The following is a 21,841-nucleotide window of genomic DNA, read 5'->3' on the forward strand; positions in this document are numbered from 1 at the left end:
AATAAAACATTTCCAAGAACACGAAAGCCACAATATATGGATTGTGGCTTTCATGTTTTATAAGAAGTTTTGAATTTTTATCCAATTAGCGTTTCTGCTTATAAATTTATTTTTATCATGCCATTCATCGAATAAATCTAACATTTCGATGAACTGCTAAGTACAATAGTAAGTATTAGCTTACTTATTCGTTACTTTATATGAGTCCCAAATTTATAATTTATGTTTCCCTACTTATACCTACTTACAGTCTATGTACTACTCTTTTGTATTTCTAAAATTAGCTTTCATTTTTATCTGAAAAGAAAACAAAGTATTAACAAAGAGCGGTCTTTTCCACCTAATGCCAACCTTAAAAAACCATATTTATTAAGTTTTAACAATTTTTTTGCTGATTTAATAAAATTTCCATAGTCCATTTTACGTTATTATAACGTAAATATAAAGAATCCCCTAAATAAAGTATTATGGATAATTATGTTATTATATTAATGATATATGCTGCAGCGCTGCTATTTACTAGCGTTTTAAAGCCTTATATAAAGAATAAGTCGTAAGTTTTCTTTAAATGAAAACAAAAAAGACACCGTTTATTACGGTGTCTTTTTTGTTTTACTTATTTCTCCATTGTAACTCTAATGGAATAGATTCAAAATATGCCCTAAGAGCCACACATAAGGCAATCATCGTCTGCTTGACCCTCTTTTGCACGCGCTATCATCTCCTTCATCTCCGCTGGCGTCATAGGCTTAATATCCGTTTCCACTTGGCCTTGGTTTCCGTCAGTATTAACCTTTAACTCTGCCGTTGCTTCTACTCCTGTGGTAGCCATTACCTCAGCATCAGCTGCAACGCTAACAGGGACCTCTTTCTTTTTGGTATTGTCCAAAGTAAATTTAATAGCATCGACCGCCGCTTTTGTTCTTAAATAATACATTCCTGTCTTTAGACCACTTTTCCATGCGTAAAAGTGCATTGAAGTAAGTTTCGAGTAGTTTGCATTTTCCATAAACAAGTTCAGGGATTGACTCTGGTCGATAAAATAACCTCTATGTCTAGACATGTCAATTATATCTTTCATGCTCAATTCCCATACTGTCTTGTATAGTTCTCTGATTTCTTGTGGAATAGTCTCAATATGCTGAATAGAACCATTTGCTCTCATCAACTCTTGTTTCATGTTCTCGTTCCAAAGACCAAGACCGACCAAATCTTCCAATAAATGTTTATTAACCACGATGAACTCTCCAGAAAGTACTCTCCTTGTGTAAATATTAGAAGTATAAGGCTCAAAGCACTCGTTGTTACCAAGAATTTGAGAAGTAGATGCTGTTGGCATTGGAGCTACTAATAATGAGTTCCTAACACCATTCTTTTGTACCTGCTTTCGCAATTTGGCCCAATCCCAACGTCCTGATAGTTCATCGTCCTTAATACCCCATAGGTTGTGTTGAAAATCTCCTTGCTCAATAGGAGAGCCTGTGTAGGTAGAATACGGTCCTTCTTCTTTCGCCAATTCCATAGAAGCCGTGACCGCTGCAAAATACAAGGTCTCAAATATCTCCTGATTCAGTTTCTTAGCCTCATCACTTGTAAAAGGTAAACGTAGCATAATAAATGCATCTGCAAGACCTTGCACACCAAGTCCAATAGGTCTGTGACGCATGTTAGAATTCTCTGCCTCTATTACAGGATAGTAATTTCTATCGATTACCTTATTCAAGTTCTTAGTAACCCGTTTGGTAACTTTAAAGAGTTCCTTGTGGTCAAATACGCCGTTCTTAACGAACATTGGAAGTGCTATAGAAGCTAGATTACATACTGCGATTTCGTCTGGAGACGTATACTCCATAATCTCCGTACATAAATTTGATGAACGGATAGTTCCTAAGTTCTTCTGATTACTCTTGCGGTTAGCGGCATCCTTGTATAACATATACGGTGTGCCCGTTTCTATTTGAGACTCTAATATCTTTTCCCAAAGATCTCTGGCCTTAACGGTCTTTCTTCCTTTTCCTTCTGCCTCATACTTCAAGTATAATTCCTCAAATTCTTCACTGTGTTTTGTGAATAACCCTGGACATTCGTTTGGGCACATTAAGGTCCAATCTTCATTGCCCTCTACTCTTTTCATGAACAAATCAGAAATCCACATGGCGTAGAATAAATCCCGTGCACGCATTTCTTCTTTACCATGATTTTTCTTTAAATCAAGAAAATCATAGATATCTGCATGCCATGGCTCCATATAAATTGCAAAACTCCCTTTACGCTTTCCACCTCCTTGATCTACATATCTTGCCGTGTCGTTGAATACTTTCAACATAGGTACTATTCCGTTAGAAGTACCATTAGTCCCGCCGATATAAGAGCCTCTAGCTCTTACATTATGAATAGAAAGCCCTATACCTCCAGCAGACTGAGAAATCTTTGCAGTTTGCTTAAGTGTGTCGTAGATACCGTCTATACTATCCTCCTTCATTGCCAGCAAAAAGCATGAGGACATTTGTGGTTTAGGAGTTCCAGAATTAAATAACGTCGGAGTTGCATGGGTAAAATACTTCTTGGACATTAACTCGTATGTCTCTATAGCAGCATCCAAATCATCTAAATGAATCCCTACAGAAACACGCATTAGCATATGCTGCGGGCGCTCAGCAATTTGTCCGTTTACCTTTAACAAATACGAGCGCTCTAATGTTTTAAAACCAAAATAATCATACCCGAAATCTCGGTTATAGATTATTGTGGAATCTAGCCTTTCAGAATTTTCGGAAATCACCTTATACACTTCATCAGATAACAAGGGGGCTTTTTTACCAGTTCTTGGGTTGATATATTCATATAAATCCTTCATAGTTTCAGAGAAGGATTTCTTGGTATTCTTGTGTAGATTTGAGACAGATATCCGTGCTGCTAATTTTGCATAATCAGGATGAGTAGTTGTCATTGTAGCAGCTATTTCCGCGGCTAGGTTATCCAGCTCGGAAGTAGTAACCCCGTCATAAAGGCCCTCTATAACCCTCATTGCCACCTTCAAAGGGTCTACAAGACCATTGAGCCCATAACATAATTTTCTAACTCGAGCTGTAATTTTATCAAACATTATCAGCTCTTTTCTTCCGTCTCTTTTTACTACATACATATTGTTACCGTGGTTTTTGTGGGTTCTTGTTATTCGTTATTGTATTTAGCCAAGGACCTAACCTTGGCAAATACATGGAAAATTCTATTTATGGTCTTAAATATCTTTTGAAAAGCTCAAGTTTTCAAAAGTGTTCGATTTCTAAAAATCGGCGTCAAAACTAATTTTTTGAGCATCCTCATCTTTTTCGTTGTTGAGGACCCCAGCCTTTTGATATTCCGAAACACGCTTTTCAAAGAAATTTGTTTTCCCTTGTAGGGATATCATATCCATGAAATCGAAAGGATTTGTTGCATTATAAACCTTATCACACTCTAATTCTACCAATAATCTATCAGTAACGAACTCCAAATATTGTGTCATTAGTTTAGAGTTCATTCCTATAAGACTCACAGGTAATGACTCCGTTATGAATTCACGCTCTATATCCAGAGCATTAGTTAATATCTGTTTAATTCTATCCTTAGGAACTTTGTTGATTAAATGTTTATTGTGAAGATGGACAGCATAATCACAATGCATACCTTCATCTCTAGAAATCAATTCGTTAGAGAAAGTAAGTCCTGGCATAAGGCCTCTTTTCTTTAACCAAAAAATAGAGCAGAATGCTCCTGAAAAGAAAATCCCTTCAACCGCAGCAAAAGCTATAAGACGTTCTGCAAAGCTTGGAGACTCAATCCAGTTCAATGCCCAATCCGCTTTTTTCTTTATAGCAGGAAAGTTCTCTAATGCTTTAAATAAAACATTCTTCTCCTTCTCATCCTTTACGTATGTATCTATTAATAGCGAATATGTTTCTGAGTGAATATTCTCCATCATGATTTGAAAACCATAGAAAAATTTGGCCTCGGCATATTGCACTTCACTAACAAAATTCTCCGCTAGGTTTTCATTTACAATTCCATCGGAAGCCGCAAAAAATGCAAGGATATGTTTTACAAAATAGCGCTCATCCTCACTCATTTTGTTTTCCCAATCATTAAGATCTTCGGTAAGGTCTATTTCCTCAGCGGTCCAAAAACAGGCTTCACACTTTTTATACCATTCCCATAAATCATGATGTTTGATAGGAAAAATTACAAAACGGTCGTCATTTGGTTCCAGAATAGGCTCTAAGGCTGCGGACATAGTTTTTACTTTTTAAAATTAGTTGTAAAGAAGATGAAAAGTACCTTCTAATAGGGACTAACAAAGATGTGGAAATACGAACGATTTACGAAGTCTGTTTTATCATTTGAAGCACAAAGTTTTTAACACAAGATGTTGAAATCTAAGCTCACAAGTGATGTTTATTGCCCTTAAGGACTACTCTAATTTTATATAAAATAAATCCGAATGTTGAACACAAAAAAATAAACCAAAAAGTATAAATGTTATACCTCTTGGTTTATTAAATACTCAAAGTAAATTAGGCCCAATTGTACGGCTCTTCCTGTGCTTCATCTAATGAAAATGCCCACCAAGTTCTAACTAAGGTAGTTCCCCCGAAACCTATTATTAGACTTGCGACTTAACAGTCTAGCTGCATCCGTCACTTTTTTGGCGCTCAAAACACTGGGCAAAAATATATTCGAAAACATATTTTCTGAGCCGTACCTCTTATTGGCCTTAATTCTTTCTAGTTTCAAACTCACCATATACGACCATGTTCTTTCCTTTCTCGTTTATAAACTGCATATTTAAATTTGCTTTGATTGTGTTATCGTTCATTGAAACTAATTCAATATTACCTGCTTCTGAAAAAAATGGTTTCTCACTAATAACATCCATATTAACAACACCAAAAATGCCATTAAAGTCATTTAAAAATCCATCTATTGGAGCAACAATATAATTTTCATTACACCTATCAGCAAATTTAGAATCACCAGTAATGAAAAGTGATATCGTGTAAGGCTGCACCTCTTCTTGTATAAGCAGTTCTAGTTTTAAAACATTTTTACCATACGTTGTATCATAGGTGTCTACTTTGATTTCAACCTCAGAAGACGCGTCTAAAACCTTGACAAAATTATAGTTGTGATACGAGAAATTATGGATGTCTTTGGAATGTATGTCAACCCCCAAGGACCTATTGGATATTAAAAGCATAGGTAAGAATCCTAAAAAGAGTAGTTTGCAAATTTTCATTAACGTATTTGGCATTTCTCTAAACTTGATTTAATCAGCTTTTTGGTTAACAAAAGTCTTATTCGTTACTACTGCTTTATGAGCAGCAGAATCTTCAATATTTGCGTTTTCCGATTTGCCAATTAAAACAGCGATACATAATGTAAGTAAAAGAAAAACAAACATTAACATACATTTTTTCATGACTAGGTTCTTAATGGTCGTTTGTATTATCTATATTTTAAGATAATAAAATGTCGAGTTATTGAAAGCTAAATTAGACCAAGACGCGCCTCTTAATAGTCATTATGTATATTTTGCTTATTTTCTTGTGTAATTGGGCAAACTTATATTTCAGGGTCAAAATTACTAACAATTAATGTAATCTTTTTCTTGTTAATTTAATGATTTTCCATCACTACACTAAGCACTTAACATTTAATACCAGTTATACTCCAATAAGTTCCATTGACACAAAAATGTCTCATTCTATAAAGTGAAATCTTATTTTTAACTAACTTCATTCTTTGATTTATCTTATATATGTTAGAAGCCGTTATTGTTGACGATGAAATAAAAGCTTTAAAAAGCCTTACCTGGGAACTGACTAACTTCAGTGAAGAAATAAATGTATGCGCATCTTTCACTAACCCATTTGAAGCTCTAGCTTATTTAGAAAAAAACACCCCTGATTGTCTTTTTCTAGATATTGAGATGCCTACCATGGACGGATTTCAATTTATACAGAAACTTACCAATAAAAATTTTCCCGTAGTCATTACCACTGCGTACAATCAATACGCTATTAAAGCACTAAAAAATGAAGCTATTGATTACCTACTTAAACCCATAGACACGGATGATTTAAAAGAAACGATTATCAAAATAAAGAAGTTTAACTCTAAAAATTTTACCGCTGAAAAGCTAGAACAAATTCTACTAAATTTCAACTCCAATCTCGTAAACAAAAAAATTACCCTAAATACAGATGGTAAACTTCTATTTTTAGAAAGTGACGAAATACTGTACGCAGAATCTGACGGTAATTACAGTACCATTTTCCTTGCTGATGGGCAAAAGATTGTTTTGACAAAAAAACTAAAAGAAGTTAATGCCTTATTACCCCAAGATAGTTTTTTTAGAATTCACAATTCTTATGTGATAAACCTAAATAAGATAAAGGAATTTTTAAAAACTGACGGGTATGTTGTGCTGAAATCCAATCATAAAATTCCTGTTTCCAGACAAAAGAAATCGGATTTTCTCGATTTATTATAATAGTATTAATGGGGATTCATAAGTCAATAAATCACTGCTGCCCTGTTGTTAGCAAACCGCTTGGATTACATCTTCGCTTTCTATTAACCATTATTTTTTTTAATCTTTCTGCGAATTTATGCCACGGGCAAGAAATTCCTGAAACCTTTAAAATTAGGATAGACAGCTTGGTCAAAGCTGCTCCAAAAACCTACTCTGAGATAGATAAAGCACTACGTCCGTTTAGAAAGGATACTATCTTGATGCGCTATTTTACTACTAAAGCAAGAGAAAATAATTATTTTGATGGGCAGGCTTACGCGCTGAATCAAATTGGACGCACCTACCGAAGTATCTCCGAGTTCTCCAAAGCGCTCATCTCTTTTCAAGAAGCACTCGACGTTTCCCGAAAAGCTGAAAATATAGAATTTAGGGTTTACAGCCTTAACATGATCAGTGTTGTCTTTAGAAGAACTGATGCCATAAAATCTGCCCTAGACTACAGTCAAGAAGCCCTAGAGCTAGCTGAAACCGTAAAAAACCCATCCGTTGGCCTCAAAAGGAGTATTAACGTTTCATTGAACAGTATTGGAAATATATATCAGATTTTAGAACAATATGATTTAGCCATTGAAAAGTTTAACCAATCCATGCGACTGGAAAAAGAACTTGAGAACAAATTAGGTCTTGCTATAAACTATCAAAATGTCGGCGAGTGTTATGAAGCTCAAGGTAAACTTGAGGAAGCTTTGGATAGTTTTCAAAAATCCTTGGCCTATAACATTGATATAGACTCAGAAAAAGGGAAAATCATTTGTAACTATAGTATTGCGCACGTATATGTGCACCTTGGCAAGATGCAAGAGGCATTAAAATTGTTAAATAAAGCCCTAGTCGCTGCAAAACCACTAGGCGACCAAAAAATCATTTCCTCTATTTATATTAATCTTGGCTGGACCTATATTCAATTAAGTAATTACAACTTAGCTGAAAATAATCTTACCAAAGGACTAAGGATAGCAAGGGAATACAACCTGCCAGCTGAAATTGCAGAAGCCAATAAATTTCTATCTGAACTTTGGATTAAAAAGGATGATTTTAAAAAGGGTATGGCCTTTTATAAGGAAGCGAAAAAATATGAAGATCAGATTACAAGCAATCTTAATTTAAGATATGTGAACGATATGATCGTGAGATATGAATCTGAAAAACGAAGTAACCAATTAGAAATTTTAGCTAAAGAAAATGAAACTGTTCGGTTAAAACTAAGGAAGAACCGCACCATGCTGCTTATTAGCGGTATTGCTCTAGCGCTATTGGCCGGTATTCTTTACATTCTATACAGACAATACCAACTGAACAACGAAAAAAAGCTGCTTACCTTGGAACAGACAATGTTACGTAGCCAAATGAATCCTCATTTCCTTTTTAATTCCTTGAACTCCATAAAATTATACATCATCAATAATGAGAAAAAGAACGCTGTTCATTATTTGAACAAATTCTCCAAATTGGTGCGTAAAATATTAGAAGCTTCTTCCCAAAGGGAAATACCTTTAGCTGAAGAGTTAGAAACGGTAGAGCTCTATATGAATATTGAAAATATAAGATTCTCCAACGAAATAAATTTTAAGATCAAAGTAGACAAAGCCCTAGATGTGCATACCATAAGGATACCCTCACTTATATTACAACCCTTTCTAGAAAATGCACTATGGCATGGCCTATCTTCAAAAGAAGGTGAGAAGAATATCTCTCTGGAGGTTCAAAAAGCTCAAGATGGTTTTATAAAAATCTCTATTGTAGACGATGGTGTGGGTAGGGATGCTGCAGAAAAAATAAAGCAAGGAAAAGTATTAAAACGAAAATCTGTTGGAATTGATATTACAAAAGAAAGGTTGGCGAATTTTTCGAAAGACTATCAAAATTCTTTCCATGTAGAAATAATAGATGTTTACGATGATTCAAATAATCCTTCTGGAACTAAGATAGTTCTACATATCCCTACTATTTAAGATGCTCTTGCGCAACTTCTTCCAATTCATTGTACCAATCGGCTCCAAACTTACGGACCAAGGCCTCTTTAACGAATTTATAGATAGGCACTTTCAGTTCTTCCCCTAAAGAACAGGCCGGGTCGCAAATTTGCCACTTATGGTAGTTTACCGCAGTAAGTTCCGTGTATTCCTTAATTCTAACAGGGTACAAATGGCATGAAACTGGTTTTTTCCAATTGACCTTACCTTGATTATAGGCCTCTTCAATACCGCACTTCGCTATTTTTTTTTCGTTGAAAATAACGTAGGCACATGCACTTCCATTAATTAAAGGTGTTTCCCATTCTCCATCATCTCCCTTTACAAAAGCTCCCTTTTCCTCTATAACGGCAATCCCTTCCTCACTTAAAAAAGGTTTTACTTTGGAATAGATATCTACCAAAATTTCAGTCTCCTTATCTTCAAGTGGCGCACCCGCATCTCCGTCTATACAGCAAGCCCCTTTGCAAGCATTGAGATTACACACAAAATCGTTTTCAATAATCTCTTCTGATACTATAGTTTTCCCTAATTGAAACATGCGCTATTTTATAAAGGCAAGATACATTATTTCTTACCTACGAATAATATAAGAATTGACTAACTAAACATCCAAAACCATATTTATAGACGTAAATTTGCAAAAATATTGAAAATGGATTTTAATTTTAACTTAAGAGAGATTGCTACGGCTAGCATGGTTCTTTTTGCCGTCATAGACATATTAGGAAGCATCCCAATAATTATAGGACTTCGCAATAAGGTTGGGCATATTCAATCTGAAAAGGCCTCTATAGTTGCCGCATGTATTATGGTAGCCTTTTTATTTTTGGGAGAGGAAATACTTAAGCTCATAGGCATTGATGTAAATTCCTTTGCCGTTGCAGGTGCATTCATTATCTTTTTTCTAGCTATTGAAATGATTTTAGGAATACAGTTGTACAAGGATGATGAACCGGAAAGTGCCTCAATAGTTCCCATAGCATTCCCGCTCATCGCGGGAGCCGGAACATTAACCTCACTGCTCTCCCTAAGAGCGGAATATCACGTTGAAAATATAATCGTTGCTATCATAGTAAACATTATTTTCGTTTATATCGTTCTTAAATCTTCTGTTAGGTTAGAAAAAATATTAGGCAAAAACGGTGTCAACGTTATTCGGAAAGTCTTTGGTGTTATATTAATGGCAATTGCGGTGAAATTATTCGCGACCAATATTAATGAGCTTCTAAATCATTAAAAAAGAATGTATTTTTACCTATAAATATTGATTATGAACAAAACACTTATTGTAATCCTGATTGTTCTAGCATTAGCTTTAATAGCTTATAATGTTACTTTGGTCAATTTTTCAAATCCTTTGGAAGGTAACAGTATTGTAGCTATCATTGGGATAATGGCATCTTTATGTGCTATTGTTCTATTATTACTTTATGTTATGAGTAAAAAGGTACAGAAAGAAGTTGATAAAGATTAGTTATTTGCCTCAATAGCTGCTGCTTCTCCCTGTTTAACAGGCGGATTATCCAGCTCTAAAACTTTCTGAAGCATGGCATCTTCACTGCTCTTTATTTTGGCATGAATATCTTCATTGAACAGTTGGTCCGCTAAGGCTGCTTTTAGATATAGTTTTATACTAACTTCAAAATCATAGAAATTCATTTTAAGATTTCTATTTACGGAGTAGTCCACGAATTTTTCAAAAAGAATATCGTCGACCCTAAACTCATTCACAAATTCTTTTTCGGTATATTGATTGTATCTATTTCTGTCTTCATCTAAGTGCTCAAAAACAAAGAAAGAAAGAAATCCTAAGCTATCCATACTCTCCACAGCCTCTTCTTCGTTAGTACCAATAGGAACAAAAACATCTGGGACTATACCTCCACCACCATACACTATTTTTCCTTTTGGAGTGGTGAATTTTAGGGAATCGGCAACTTTTATACTATCAACTGATATCATTTCTCCACTATGATATCTTTCTGTAAATCGCTTGTAATAATCCTTGTTGCCTTTTGCATATGTTTTTTGAATACTTCTGCCTGTAGGAGTGTAGTATCTAGATACGGTTAGCCGCACTGCGGAACCATCTCCAAGTGCCATCTCCCGTTGCACCAATCCCTTCCCGAAAGAACGACGCCCAACAATGGTACCAATGTCATTATCCTGTAACGCTCCAGCTATAATTTCACTTGCTGAAGCAGAGCGTTCATTTATTAAGACGTAAATAGGTTTATCTTCAAAACTACCACTATCCGTAGCGTATGTCTTATCTATTTTCCCTTTTTTATTTTTAGTAAAAAGTATCAGTTTACCTTCTTTCAAAAATTCATCGGCCATCTGCTCGGCAATACCCAGATATCCTCCTGGATTATCCCTTAAATCCAATACTAGTTTTTTGGCTCCTTTTTTCTGAAGTTTTTTCAAGGCCAATTTAAATTCTTTAAAGGTAGATTCCGCAAACCTGTTAACCTTAATATAACCCATATCGTCCTTCAACATATACTGAGCCTTAACACTTTTAATAGGAACCACGCCCCTATTGACAGTAACAGAAAATGTCTTGTCCTCTGATTGCCGATAAACAGTTAATTTAACGGGAGAGCCCTCTTTTCCCTTTAATTTATCTACGATAATATCACTAGGCATTCCTTTACCGAACAATGTATCATTATCCGCCATAAGGATACGGTCGCCAGGCTTAATGCCCTTTACGAAACTAGGCCCATTTTTTATAGCTCTAATTACGGCAATAGTATCTCGGTAAGGGTAAAAATTAACTCCTATTCCAACGAAATCACCTTTCATATTCTCAGAAACACGGGTCATATCTTTTTCTGGAATATACACGGAATGTGGGTCAAGTTTTTCCAAAATACTGTTTACCGTTACATCAACTATACTGTCGGTGTTTACATCATCTACATACTCATAGTCTATATAGTCTATTAGTCTGTTTAGCTTGTCTTTTTTAGAATTGGTAGTAAAAAGTCTTTCTGGAGTATCGTTAAAATGCAGTTTTCCTCCTACAAATATGCCTAGAGCAAGTGCAGCGGCTATTAATGTCGGTATTAAGTAACTATATTTCTTCATTCTTTAACTTCTTTATCTACTATTCCGTTATCTCTGGCATATGGATCAAAGCCACCCCTGCCTTTTCTAAAAAACGTAAACCGGAATCATCCTTATAACCAACTTGGTACACCACACGTTTTATGCCAGATTGATGAATAAGTTTACTACATTCCCTACAAGGAGACAATGTAATATATAGTGTTGCACCTTGACAAGATTGTGTAGATGCTGCTACTTTTAAAATAGCATTGGCCTCTGCATGTAATACATACCATTTCGTGTAGCCCTCTTCATCCTCACAGTAGTTTTCAAAACCTGTTGGTGTACCATTATAACCATCAGAAATAATCATACGATCCTTAACGATTATAGCCCCTACCTGCTTGCGTTCACAATAGGATAGTTTCCCCCATTCCTTTGCCATTCTTAAATAGGCCTTATCGTATTTTTTTTGTTTGGATTTCTTCATCAGTTATTATGATACTACCCTTGAAAAACTAAGATACCGGCTTTACTATTCCCCCACAACCTCTTATGGTTAATTTTAACAAAACACCCTAAAAAGGTAAGGTTTGGTAGAGAAGCGGAAGCGTAATTAGGAGCACAATAAGACTCCCTATCCATACAAATAATCGATATTTTACTTTTAAAACGGACTGTAGGACAAAAGCCAATACTAGCATTAAAAGAACAATAATAACTTGCGAAATTTCTATACCTGTAGCAAACCCAAGAAGTGGCAAAAACTTTTGCTCCTCGCCAGATATCAACATTTTAAAATAGTTAGAGAAACCAAAACCATGGATAAGCCCAAAAAAAGTGGTCGCCAATATATGCAGCGAAATATTCCTATGGTTTAGTAATGTTTTTAAATAGATGATATTAAAAATTGCAGTTAAGAAAATGGTGACCGGAATTAGAAACTCTATCAAAGACACATCCATGACCACAATCTCATAAACAGAGAGTATTAGAGAGAAGCAGTGTGCGATTGTAAAAACAGTAGCTAGTAGAAGTACTTTTTTCCAATGCTTAAAAGTAAAGGGTATGGCCAAGGCCGATAGAAATAAAATATGATCGTACGCGCTTATATCGAGCACATGGTCTAAACCTAATTTTATATAGAACCAAAAATCTTGCATCACTTAAATATTCGTTTTAATTAAGAAGAATTATCGCTACTACTATGCTCTGTTGAAAATATCAATAACTATCCTATGCCACGCTCCTTTTGAATAGTTTCATAAGCCATCTGAACTTGCTTAAATTTCTCTTCAGCACCTTTCTTAATAGCCTCATCTTGGGTATTAACCCTATCTGGATGATACTTTTTGGCCATCTTTCGGTATGCCTTTTTCACCTCTTCGTTAGATGCAGATTTATCAACCTCCAATATCTTATACGAGTTATTGGCTGATTTTATGAACATCGCCATGATACTCTCAAAATCATTTAGGGAAACTCGTAAATATCTAGCAATTTCCCTGATTTTACTAATCTCAGGAGTACTTACACTTCCGTCTGCCTGGGCAATCCCGAACAAAAAGTGAAGGAGTTGTAAACGTACTTCATAACGCGTTCTTTGATTTAAAAATGAGCAGATACGCTGTGCCGATATCTCCCGTTTCTTGTTGATATCATTAAAACTCCTGAAAATGGCATTAGCTTTCTCCTTTCCGTATGTACCTACAAAATATTGTCGTACATAATCCATTTCCCTTTGACTTACCTGACCGTCAGCTTTTATTACGATAGAGCAAAGCGAAAGTAAATTCAGTTCAAAATCTGCCGGCGATACGCTTTGCCTCGTAAAATCATCGAAAACTGTTTTTGCCCTACCACTATTTGTACCGAATAGGCTGTCTAAGGCACTCCCTGCAAAAAATCCTAAAACAGCTCCTGATAATCCTCTAATAAAAAAACCAATAAAAGCTGCAATCCACTTTATCATGTTTCGTTTTTGATATTTCCCAAAGATAAAATATTAACCTAGAAATAAGGAGCCAAGTAAAAGTTAAGGTCTACTTAGGAAATACGACAAATTAGTTATCTTTGTTCATCGATTTTAATTTAAAAAATAGTCTATGTATCCCGCAGAATTAGTAAAACCTATGAGAGACGACCTAGCATCAGCCGGGTTCGAAGAATTATATACGGCTGAAGCTGTTAAGAGTGCCATAAAAAAAGAAGGAACAACGCTAGTTGTTGTTAATTCTGTTTGTGGTTGTGCTGCTGCCAATGCCAGACCAGCTGCTAAGATGAGTTTACAAAACGATAAGGCTCCCGATCATGCAGTAACCGTATTTGCAGGTGTTGACACTGATGCTGTGAACGCCGCAAGAAACCTAATGGTTCCTTTTCCTCCGTCATCGCCATCAATGGCCTTGTTTAAAGATGGAGAATTGGTACATATGATAGAACGTCATCATATCGAAGGAAGACCGGCAGAAATGATAGCTGAGAACTTAGTACAAGCTTACGATGAGTTCTGCTAGAATTAATAATTAAATCACACGCTTATACTAGATAGTTTGATTTAAAAAATAAAAAACCATTCCATAATAGGAGTGGTTTTTTATTTTTGTATTTAGATTATAACCCACTCAGGTCATAGTTTAATTATTTTTTTGGAGGCAACTATTTTTCCTTTTTTAATATCCCAAATATTAAGAAAATACATTCCTGCCATTAAGAATCCCAAATCAAGGTTTATTTCCCCTTCTTCATCCGTGTTCTTTTGTTCTAAAAGAATTTCTTTACCCCCCATATCGTATAAACCCACCCCAATTTCGGTATTAAGGTATTCTGTAGTTCTTACCGATAATACTTCGCCCTGCAATGGATTGGGATAAACCACGGTCTTGTAAAAAAAAGCTTCGATAGAACCTACTTCCCCCTGTGAGTCATCAGATTGATCTTCTTCCCCTTGTTCTTGAGCTGTATCGCTAACTTCAATAATAATATTATCAATGGTTCCTCCATTCCCAAATCCATCTTGCTCAGAAACAATTTGGAGTTGAGGGTTATCCTGAGTTACCGTAAAAGTTCCAGTAAAATTCTCGTACGTATTGGTGCTATTTGTATCATAAATTTTGTCTTGACCCTGTAAACCTCCCTCCATAGTTACGAAAAATACGTTACTGTTATTGCTCTTTATATCCCAGCTATAAGTACAAACGTCTCCAGACTTTAGTCCATTGATAATTATTGAGGAGCTTTTAAATTGCTCTCCAACACCAACTTGATCAAGGTGTATTGCAACTTCTCCGTTTGATGCATCATCGACAACAGTAAGACCACCCTCTGCACCTGTCCAAGTGCCAATATTATTTACTTCGTTCGGCGAAGGGGTTGCTGCATTATCAGTTGGGTAAAAATTCTCGATTACAGGTATCTCTGAATCAGAATCAGAATCAGAATCGGAATCCGTAGAATCTCCCCTTAAGTCTGCAGCATTCTTATAAAGGTTAGGAAAATCCACAAGGCTAAATGGCCCTCCAAAAATAGTTTCCCATTTATGCCAAGACATTAATCCTTCGTTGTTCCCCCATAAAGAAGTATCATAGACCACATCATTATTAAACCTGTCTAAATAATTATTTATCGTTTTTTGATTTCCATCGAACATCTGAAAACTTCTCCAAAGAACAGTACCTGTACCATTATCCATGGTCAACAATTCGCCATCGAAAGCATATCTTGTTCTGTTATCCAAAAATCCTGCTTGGTAATCCAACATAAGTTTAAGACTCTTTCCTTGATTTCCGGTTGCATAGCTATCGTCCAAACTTGGAAATCTATCCTCAACTCCTTCAGTATGAGTTAAGGAGTAAAATTCGTCCCAACCATCTTTATTACCGCTATTGAGCGTATAGTTTGCATGATGTTGTGCAATCATTGCAATTTCTGAAAGCGCTATCCAGGTATAGTTTAGCTCTGTAAAATTAGGTCCATTATTACGCTGAATATCAACATTTCCTCCTTCAGCAGAAGTAGCTACTTCATAAACTCTTCTTAAATGATCCTTTGTTTTTTGCTTTAAGGTATTATTCTGACCATAAGTTGCGGTCTTAACCAAATACTCTAAATGTCCCATATTACGATTATTACCTACATCGGCTGCTGCATGGATTTTACCTCCAACACCATTACCATTAGCATCATAATAGTATCTATTTTGAGAATATGCAGATAATCCAGAGATAGAGCCGTTCTTAAAACTTTGCTCGTAATTATCAAAATCTCGCCAATCTTCAACATAGTATTCAAACTCCATATCCAAGGCAGCATCAACGAAATCTCCTAATTCCGTTAACCAGTCATAAATTATAACCTGTTTACTTAAAAAATCTTCATTTTCTGAAACAACTTGGCTAATTAGCGCAAAACTATCCCACATAGCCGAAGCCTTAGAAATAGATACAAAATATGGGTTAATCGGTTTAAAATGAACGCCCTTAACATATCTCGTGGCAGTGCCCCAAGTAGTATTAGAACGATAGGTGCCGTTCCAAATATCCAAATCGTCATCTGTAACGGTTTCATGTAAATCTATCAGTACTTTCATAGCAATATCCACTGCCCATTCTTCAGCAAGTTTTGTTACGCCATTAATTGTAACAGATTCTCCCTTATAAGGATCCTGGGTAAAGAGAAAAGCATACTGTGCCGCTACATGTAATGCATTCGTATAATCGGTATATCTTCGGTATTCTGGATGAGCTCCTGAAAAATAAGGTTCGTCCCTTCTTGCATTACTTTCTCCTCCGTTTGATAATGGGTTTTCAGGTGGGTTTGCCTCCGCAAAAGTATATTCGGTACCCCATAACAGATGATTATCCTCTCCCATGTAATTATCCAAGAGCGTTTTTCTTCTTTGAATAATATCATTCTGATAGTACTGAAAAGTATAGCCATCTTTATGTCTCAACGCTACTTCCGGCGCTTGTATTAAATCTTCGAATACCGCTTGTTGCTCTAATATCGCCTGCGATTGTGCCTGGTTATGCAAAGAACAACATAAAAAAAGAATAAAAAAACGACGTATTAAATTCCGGGTAGGGTAATATAATATTATACTCATAGCGATGTGGGGCATGCTTTATAGGTTAATAGCGAAATGGGAAAATAGATTTCTATTTAATAGGTCTACGTATTCTTAACGCACTTTAGATTAAAAGCTTTGCATAAAATCGATGAAATACACTATTTTAACGAAATTTTTAGTCTATTACATAAATTCATTAATTTGTTCGGCTTTTAAGATTTCGCCATATTGCCTAAAAAATAGTTTTTAAATGCAGAAAGTACTGTCCTACTTAATTACACCTATTTTCTTCATTGCCTTTGGAACTTGCTTGCTTGTCTTCCATCCCATACAATGGCTAGGATTTCGTTTATTTGGTTATAATGGTCTAAAAAAAACAGTGAGCATCCTAAACTGGTGCTTAATGAGAAGTACTAACATTCTTGGCACCAGTTATACCTTTTCAAATTCGTACACCATTCCAACGGGAAGACCTCTCGTTATAGTAACCAATCATCAAAGCATGTATGACATTCCCCCTATTATTTGGCACATGCGCAAATACCATCCAAAATTTGTTAGCAAAAAAGAATTGGGGAAAGGCATTCCAAGCGTTTCGTTTAATCTAGTTCATGGCGGTTCCGTATTGATTGACAGAAATGATGGAAAAGGAGCCCTAATGGAAATTGGCAAATTGGGCAGTTACATTGAGAATAACAACAGAAGTGCCGTTATTTTTCCTGAAGGTACCAGAAGTAGGGATGGCCATCCCAAACCTTTTAAGCCTATGGGCCTGAAAATGTTATTAAAAAAAGCGCCCTCAGCACTAATCATACCCATTAGTATTAATAATTCTTGGAAATTAGTACGTTATGGAAAATTTCCCATGGGTCTAGGAGCAAAGGTCTCTTTTAAAATACATGAACCTATAGAGAATATAGGTAATGTTGAACAACTTATAACACAAATTGAAGCCGCAGTAAACTCAGGTATAAATTCATTTAAATGAGCGATTCAGAGCTAGTTGAAGAAACCATTACTTTTGTAAAAGAAACGTTGCAAGGTGCAGAAGGAGGTCATGATTGGTTTCATATACAACGGGTTTTCAATAATTCCCTACTCATTGCAAAAGATGAAAAAGTTAATGTACTAATTGTAAGTCTAAGTGCTTTATTACACGATATAGCGGACGCTAAATTTTATAACGGAGATGAAACTATTGGCCCTAAAATAGCTATGGAATTTTTAAAATCAATAGAAGTGTCCAAAGATGTTATAGCGCACGTCGTTCAAATTATTGAAAATATCTCTTTTAAAGTAAGTTTAGATTCAGGAGAAAAAGAACGAACGCGCTTTACTTCTAAAGAACTACAAGTTGTTCAGGATGCAGACCGTCTAGACGCTATTGGCGCTATAGGGATTGCGCGCACCTTTAATTATGGCGGTTTTAAGAATAGGGAAATCTATAATCCCAATATTTCGCCAAACCTAGAAATGAGCAAAGAGGAGTATAAAAAATCTACTGCACCGACCATTAATCACTTCTATGAAAAGTTATTGCTGATAAAAGATAAAATGAACACGCCAACAGGTAGAAAACTAGCTAAAGAACGTCACGATTATATGCTTGGTTTTTTAGCGCAATTCTATAAGGAATGGAATGTACTACTTCCCAAGGCATAATAGTTTTGAGCATCCTATATAAAACCTAGCTAAAACAATTTCATTTGTCCATTCTTATACTGTTCATGTAATTCCGTATTTAATCTAGGAAAAGATTTTTCTTTAAAATATCTGCGCCTAGCAACATCGACCATATCGTGAATTTGAGTTGCTATTTTACCTTCTCCACGACTTCTTATACCGAATCTACTATCGTTGAGATTACCCCCATGACATTCCTGTATTTGATGGAGTACCTTTTCGGCCTTATCTGGCATTGTCTTTTTAATCCAATCCATAAAAATACCTCCAATAGCCCCATTTAGACGCACCACCGTAAAAGCGAATGACCTTGCGCCCTTATCGGAGACAGCTTTTGCCAATTGTAGCACCTCATGACTATTAATTCCAGGAATTATAGGCGCAAGCATAGCATTAACGGGAATGTTATGTTCTGAAAGTACGCTTATGGCTTCTAATCTTTTCTTAATGGTAGTAGTTCTGGGTTCTAAAATTCTTCTCGTAGCCTCCGACATCGATGTAACCGAGATATTTACTCCGATTAAGCCATTTTTATTCAGCTCCTTTAGAATGTCCAAATCCCTTAAAATCAATGCATTTTTAGTAATTATACCAACAGGATGTCTGTACTTTAAGAATACCTCCAAGCACTGGCGGGTAATCTCATATTTCTTTTCTGCGGGCTGGTAGCAATCGGTATTCCCTGAGAGTACAACAGTACAAGCTTTCCAATTTTTACTTTTTAGTTTTGTTTCTAGCAGTCTTGGAGCATCTTTTTTAATGAGAATTTTTCTTTCAAAATCTAGACCGGGACTATAGCCCCAAAACTCATGGGTGTTTCTTGCATAACAATAAATACAACCGTGTTCGCATCCTTGATATGTATTCATAGAATATTGCATGCCTACATCCGGACTACTGACTTTATTAACTATACTCTTCGGAAAGATAGGGATATACTGAGTTCGGTTACTGTGCGCCTCTTCACCTTCTAGGTGACAATACTCCAGAAAATCAGCTCTGGTTTCATAAATGTGCTCTAAAAACTTATTTGGAGTATTCAGTTGAGCTCCTCTTCCTTTGATTGGTTTATTAGATGACATTTATTGGATTTGTTCCAAAAATATGGAATTAATCCAAATTATAAATTTATTTAACATCAACTTCTATCAATTGCTTTTTGCTGCCTCTTTTAGCATAAAAGAGAAGTTCATCGGCACTATTATCAATTAGTGGTTTTGAGACCATTAAAGGAAGTCGGGCATCAGCATCATCAATTACCTTATCGTAAGTCATATGTCCTTGTTCATCTAATTTGATTAAAAAGATATTTCTATTTCTACTTAAGCCCTGCTTAAACATAATACGTTCCGCACTAAGTTGTTGTGGATTTTCCGAGGAAGTACTTATAAAAAAATAGGTGTCGTTATCCTTGGTATAAGCGCTGTAAGAGGCGTATGCCCCATCTCCCTGGGTAACTTCTGTCTTGTTGATGTTCCGCGCCCAAAGCATATCTCCTGTGGCGTTCAATTTGGCACTGACAATATCATTATGGTGGTATCTTGTTACCATGACACGACCTCCGCTTGAATTGGCTTGTACACTATTACTGGTAAAATATTCTTCAGCATTAAATAGAATGGCCCCGCTGGCTGTAACATCCATACTTTTAAAAACAAGGTTCTTGATGTTTTTGTCCTCTTCTCGGCCAAACTTATCCAACATAAATTGTTGTGAGAAGGCATTGAACTTCTGTGATTCTATTTTCAAAGAACTAGGGTTCAACTTAAAATAAGAAATTCCATTATAACGATTATCCTTTCGGTCTGCATAGAATCCTACACATAGTAATTGTTCATTTTTAAATATAGGTTTTAAAGCCTCCGGGAATTTTCCTGAGGTGTAAAAGGATTGTGTATCCCTATCACTGTTTGATATCCTGACCAATTCATATTGAAACTTACGTTCTGTAGCATTAAAACGTTTCTTTTTAAAATAAGCCTTACCTACTAAATAGACATTACTTAAATCTTCCGAGAACGCAATATTTTCGAAAGCATAGTTCTTCTCTTCTACCTCTAAAGAAAAATCATGCTCCATTAATTTGCGCAAACTAGAATCAAAAACATAAATGAAGTGTTTATTCTCCTTACGTCTTTTAAAATGTGAAGTTATTGCAAAAGCAGTTTTGTCATCATTGAACAATACGGAAGTAGTGAATCCTTTGGAAAAATTTCGATTGTAATAGTTTCTATCCAAAGGTTGCTGTACAATTTCCGAAGGAATAGAAAGCAAGACTTCTTTTGTAAAGGCAAAGTTGGCAAAAGGACTTCTATGAACGATATACTCGTACGCAAGCGAACCGTAATTGTATTCTAAAAACAGCAGGTATACCTGACCGTTTTTAACATAGGCTTCAACAAAATTAGATTTCTTTAGCTTATAATTATACTCGGACAAAAGCTCAAGATTCTCATTGTAATGCTCTATAAGATATCCCTTTGGCTTTAAGATTATTCCAGAAAAGTATGACCGTACCACCACAGTACCGCCATTACCATCGTCTGCAATAGCCAATAAATTAGAATATTTGTGTTTGTCGTTATATTTTTCACCGATGGTATACACCACATCGTTCTCCTGAGCATTGGCCCCAAAGATTGTTGCTATAAGTAGCATTATGGCAATATGTTTTTTGAACATGTTCGTTACGCTTTGCGTTACGAACCTGGGAAATCTGCTTTGCGCTTATCTAGAAATGCCGTTGTACCTTCGGTAAAATCGTTCGTTCCAAAACACGCACCAAACGCCTTAATCTCCTGTTCGTAACCGTTTACAGTATTCTTAAAACCAGCATTTATGGCTTTTATTGCATAGGAAATGGCAACACTAGAATTGTTGGATATTTTATTGGCTATTTTACTACATAGGGGAAGTAACTCTTCTAGCGTGGTCACGTGATTTACCAGGCCATAAGATTTGGCTTGTTCTGCAGAGATCATTCCTGCGGTCATGATTAATTCCATAGCCCGACCTTTACCTACCAATTGTGGTAATCTTTGCGTGCCTCCATAACCGGGTATAACCCCTAAAGAAACTTCGGGAAGTCCCATTTTGGCATTATCACTAGCGACTCTAAAATGACAAGACATCGCCAATTCCAAACCACCTCCAAGCGCAAAACCATTTACCGCAGCGATAACGGGGGTGGATAGGTTCTCTATAAAATCAAACAAAATTTCTTGTCCTTTTGCGGCCAGCTTTTTTCCTTCTTTTACAGAAAAGTTGGCAAACTCGGATATATCCGCTCCCGCCACAAAGGCTTTTTCTCCACTACCAGTAACAATGATGGCTTTAACTTCTTTATCACCCTCCAAGTCCTTAAACGCATTATGCAACTCTTTTATAGTTTCCTTGTTCAAAGCGTTTAGTTTTTTTGGACGATTTATCGTTACAGTAGCTATAGCAGCCTTTTTAGTAATTAAAATAGTGTTGTAAGACATTTAA

Annotated in this window: 19 protein-coding genes; 7 read left to right on the forward strand and 12 right to left on the reverse strand. The window is 35.8% G+C overall.

From position 1 onward, the window contains the following. Positions 1-661: 661 nt before the first annotated feature. The 3 genes from SJY09_RS12510 to SJY09_RS12520 form a co-directional block, all read right to left on the reverse strand. Positions 662-3,145, reverse strand: coding sequence for a ribonucleoside-diphosphate reductase subunit alpha (locus SJY09_RS12510; RefSeq protein ID WP_396636054.1), 2,484 nt, complete (start codon positions 3,143-3,145; stop codon positions 662-664). A 141-nt stretch (positions 3,146-3,286) separates the two neighbouring features. Further along, entirely contained in the window at positions 3,287-4,273 is a 987-nt protein-coding gene (locus tag SJY09_RS12515) for a ribonucleotide-diphosphate reductase subunit beta (protein ID WP_396636055.1), read from the reverse strand. A gap of 480 nt (positions 4,274-4,753) precedes the next feature. Continuing rightward, on the reverse strand, positions 4,754-5,275 hold the full coding sequence (locus SJY09_RS12520) for a hypothetical protein (RefSeq protein WP_396636056.1): 522 nt from the start codon (positions 5,273-5,275) through the stop codon (positions 4,754-4,756). A gap of 522 nt (positions 5,276-5,797) precedes the next feature. Here SJY09_RS12520 and SJY09_RS12525 point away from each other — a divergent pair. Next, the gene (locus SJY09_RS12525) at positions 5,798-6,532 is read left to right on the forward strand and encodes a LytR/AlgR family response regulator transcription factor (protein ID WP_396636057.1); all 735 of its coding nucleotides are present in this window, start codon (positions 5,798-5,800) and stop codon (positions 6,530-6,532) included. A gap of 8 nt (positions 6,533-6,540) precedes the next feature. Further along, complete coding sequence (locus SJY09_RS12530; RefSeq protein ID WP_396636058.1) at positions 6,541-8,526, forward strand: tetratricopeptide repeat protein; 1,986 nt, start codon at positions 6,541-6,543, stop codon at positions 8,524-8,526. On the opposite strand, the gene SJY09_RS12535 is transcribed toward SJY09_RS12530, so the two are convergent. Next, positions 8,519-9,088: a DUF3109 family protein gene (locus tag SJY09_RS12535; RefSeq protein WP_396636059.1), complete on the reverse strand. Its 570-nt coding sequence runs from the start codon at positions 9,086-9,088 to the stop codon at positions 8,519-8,521. The two genes, SJY09_RS12530 and SJY09_RS12535, sit on opposite strands and share 8 nt — an antisense overlap. A gap of 114 nt (positions 9,089-9,202) precedes the next feature. Between SJY09_RS12535 and SJY09_RS12540 the strand changes: the two genes are divergently transcribed. Continuing rightward, entirely contained in the window at positions 9,203-9,787 is a 585-nt protein-coding gene (locus tag SJY09_RS12540; protein WP_396636060.1) for a MarC family protein, read from the forward strand. A 33-nt stretch (positions 9,788-9,820) separates the two neighbouring features. Continuing rightward, positions 9,821-10,024 (forward strand): hypothetical protein, encoded by a 204-nt coding sequence (locus SJY09_RS12545; RefSeq protein WP_396636061.1) that lies wholly within the window; start codon positions 9,821-9,823, stop codon positions 10,022-10,024. Here SJY09_RS12545 and SJY09_RS12550 read toward each other — a convergent pair. The 4 genes from SJY09_RS12550 to SJY09_RS12565 form a co-directional block, all read right to left on the reverse strand. After that, positions 10,021-11,643: a S41 family peptidase gene (locus SJY09_RS12550; protein WP_396636062.1), complete on the reverse strand. Its 1,623-nt coding sequence runs from the start codon at positions 11,641-11,643 to the stop codon at positions 10,021-10,023. The two genes, SJY09_RS12545 and SJY09_RS12550, sit on opposite strands and share 4 nt — an antisense overlap. Positions 11,644-11,662: 19 nt before the next feature. Further along, positions 11,663-12,094, reverse strand: a complete 432-nt coding sequence (locus tag SJY09_RS12555) for a deoxycytidylate deaminase (RefSeq protein WP_396636063.1) — start codon at positions 12,092-12,094, stop codon at positions 11,663-11,665. Between the two features lie 88 nt (positions 12,095-12,182). Next, positions 12,183-12,767 (reverse strand): HupE/UreJ family protein, encoded by a 585-nt coding sequence (locus tag SJY09_RS12560; RefSeq protein WP_396638633.1) that lies wholly within the window; start codon positions 12,765-12,767, stop codon positions 12,183-12,185. Between the two features lie 68 nt (positions 12,768-12,835). Then, positions 12,836-13,576: a TerB family tellurite resistance protein gene (locus tag SJY09_RS12565; RefSeq protein WP_396636064.1), complete on the reverse strand. Its 741-nt coding sequence runs from the start codon at positions 13,574-13,576 to the stop codon at positions 12,836-12,838. A gap of 133 nt (positions 13,577-13,709) precedes the next feature. Between SJY09_RS12565 and SJY09_RS12570 the strand changes: the two genes are divergently transcribed. Next, positions 13,710-14,120 (forward strand): BrxA/BrxB family bacilliredoxin, encoded by a 411-nt coding sequence (locus SJY09_RS12570; RefSeq protein WP_396636065.1) that lies wholly within the window; start codon positions 13,710-13,712, stop codon positions 14,118-14,120. 113 nt (positions 14,121-14,233) lie between these two features. On the opposite strand, the gene SJY09_RS12575 is transcribed toward SJY09_RS12570, so the two are convergent. Continuing rightward, on the reverse strand, positions 14,234-16,636 hold the full coding sequence (locus tag SJY09_RS12575; protein WP_396636066.1) for a T9SS type A sorting domain-containing protein: 2,403 nt from the start codon (positions 16,634-16,636) through the stop codon (positions 14,234-14,236). A gap of 286 nt (positions 16,637-16,922) precedes the next feature. Here SJY09_RS12575 and SJY09_RS12580 point away from each other — a divergent pair, with 286 nt between their 5' ends. Continuing rightward, on the forward strand, positions 16,923-17,660 hold the full coding sequence (locus SJY09_RS12580) for a lysophospholipid acyltransferase family protein (protein WP_396636067.1): 738 nt from the start codon (positions 16,923-16,925) through the stop codon (positions 17,658-17,660). Beyond that, positions 17,657-18,334, forward strand: a complete 678-nt coding sequence (locus SJY09_RS12585) for an HD domain-containing protein (RefSeq protein ID WP_396636068.1) — start codon at positions 17,657-17,659, stop codon at positions 18,332-18,334. Before SJY09_RS12580 ends, SJY09_RS12585 begins: the two co-directional genes overlap by 4 nt. 29 nt (positions 18,335-18,363) lie before the next feature. Here SJY09_RS12585 and SJY09_RS12590 read toward each other — a convergent pair whose 3' ends face one another. From SJY09_RS12590 to SJY09_RS12600, 3 genes are read right to left on the reverse strand one after another with little or no spacing between them, the layout of a single operon-like run. Next, positions 18,364-19,437, reverse strand: a complete 1,074-nt coding sequence (locus tag SJY09_RS12590) for a PA0069 family radical SAM protein (protein WP_396636069.1) — start codon at positions 19,435-19,437, stop codon at positions 18,364-18,366. 46 nt (positions 19,438-19,483) lie between these two features. Next, positions 19,484-21,037 carry a hypothetical protein gene (locus SJY09_RS12595; protein WP_396636070.1) on the reverse strand — a complete coding sequence of 518 codons (1,554 nt, stop codon included), beginning with the start codon at positions 21,035-21,037 and terminating at the stop codon, positions 19,484-19,486. Between the two features lie 17 nt (positions 21,038-21,054). After that, positions 21,055-21,837, reverse strand: a complete 783-nt coding sequence (locus SJY09_RS12600) for an enoyl-CoA hydratase/isomerase family protein (protein ID WP_396636071.1) — start codon at positions 21,835-21,837, stop codon at positions 21,055-21,057. Positions 21,838-21,841 lie beyond the last annotated feature (4 nt).

The sequence above is a fragment of the Maribacter sp. R77961 genome (assembly GCF_044594925.1).
Lineage (GTDB): Bacteria > Bacteroidota > Bacteroidia > Flavobacteriales > Flavobacteriaceae > Maribacter.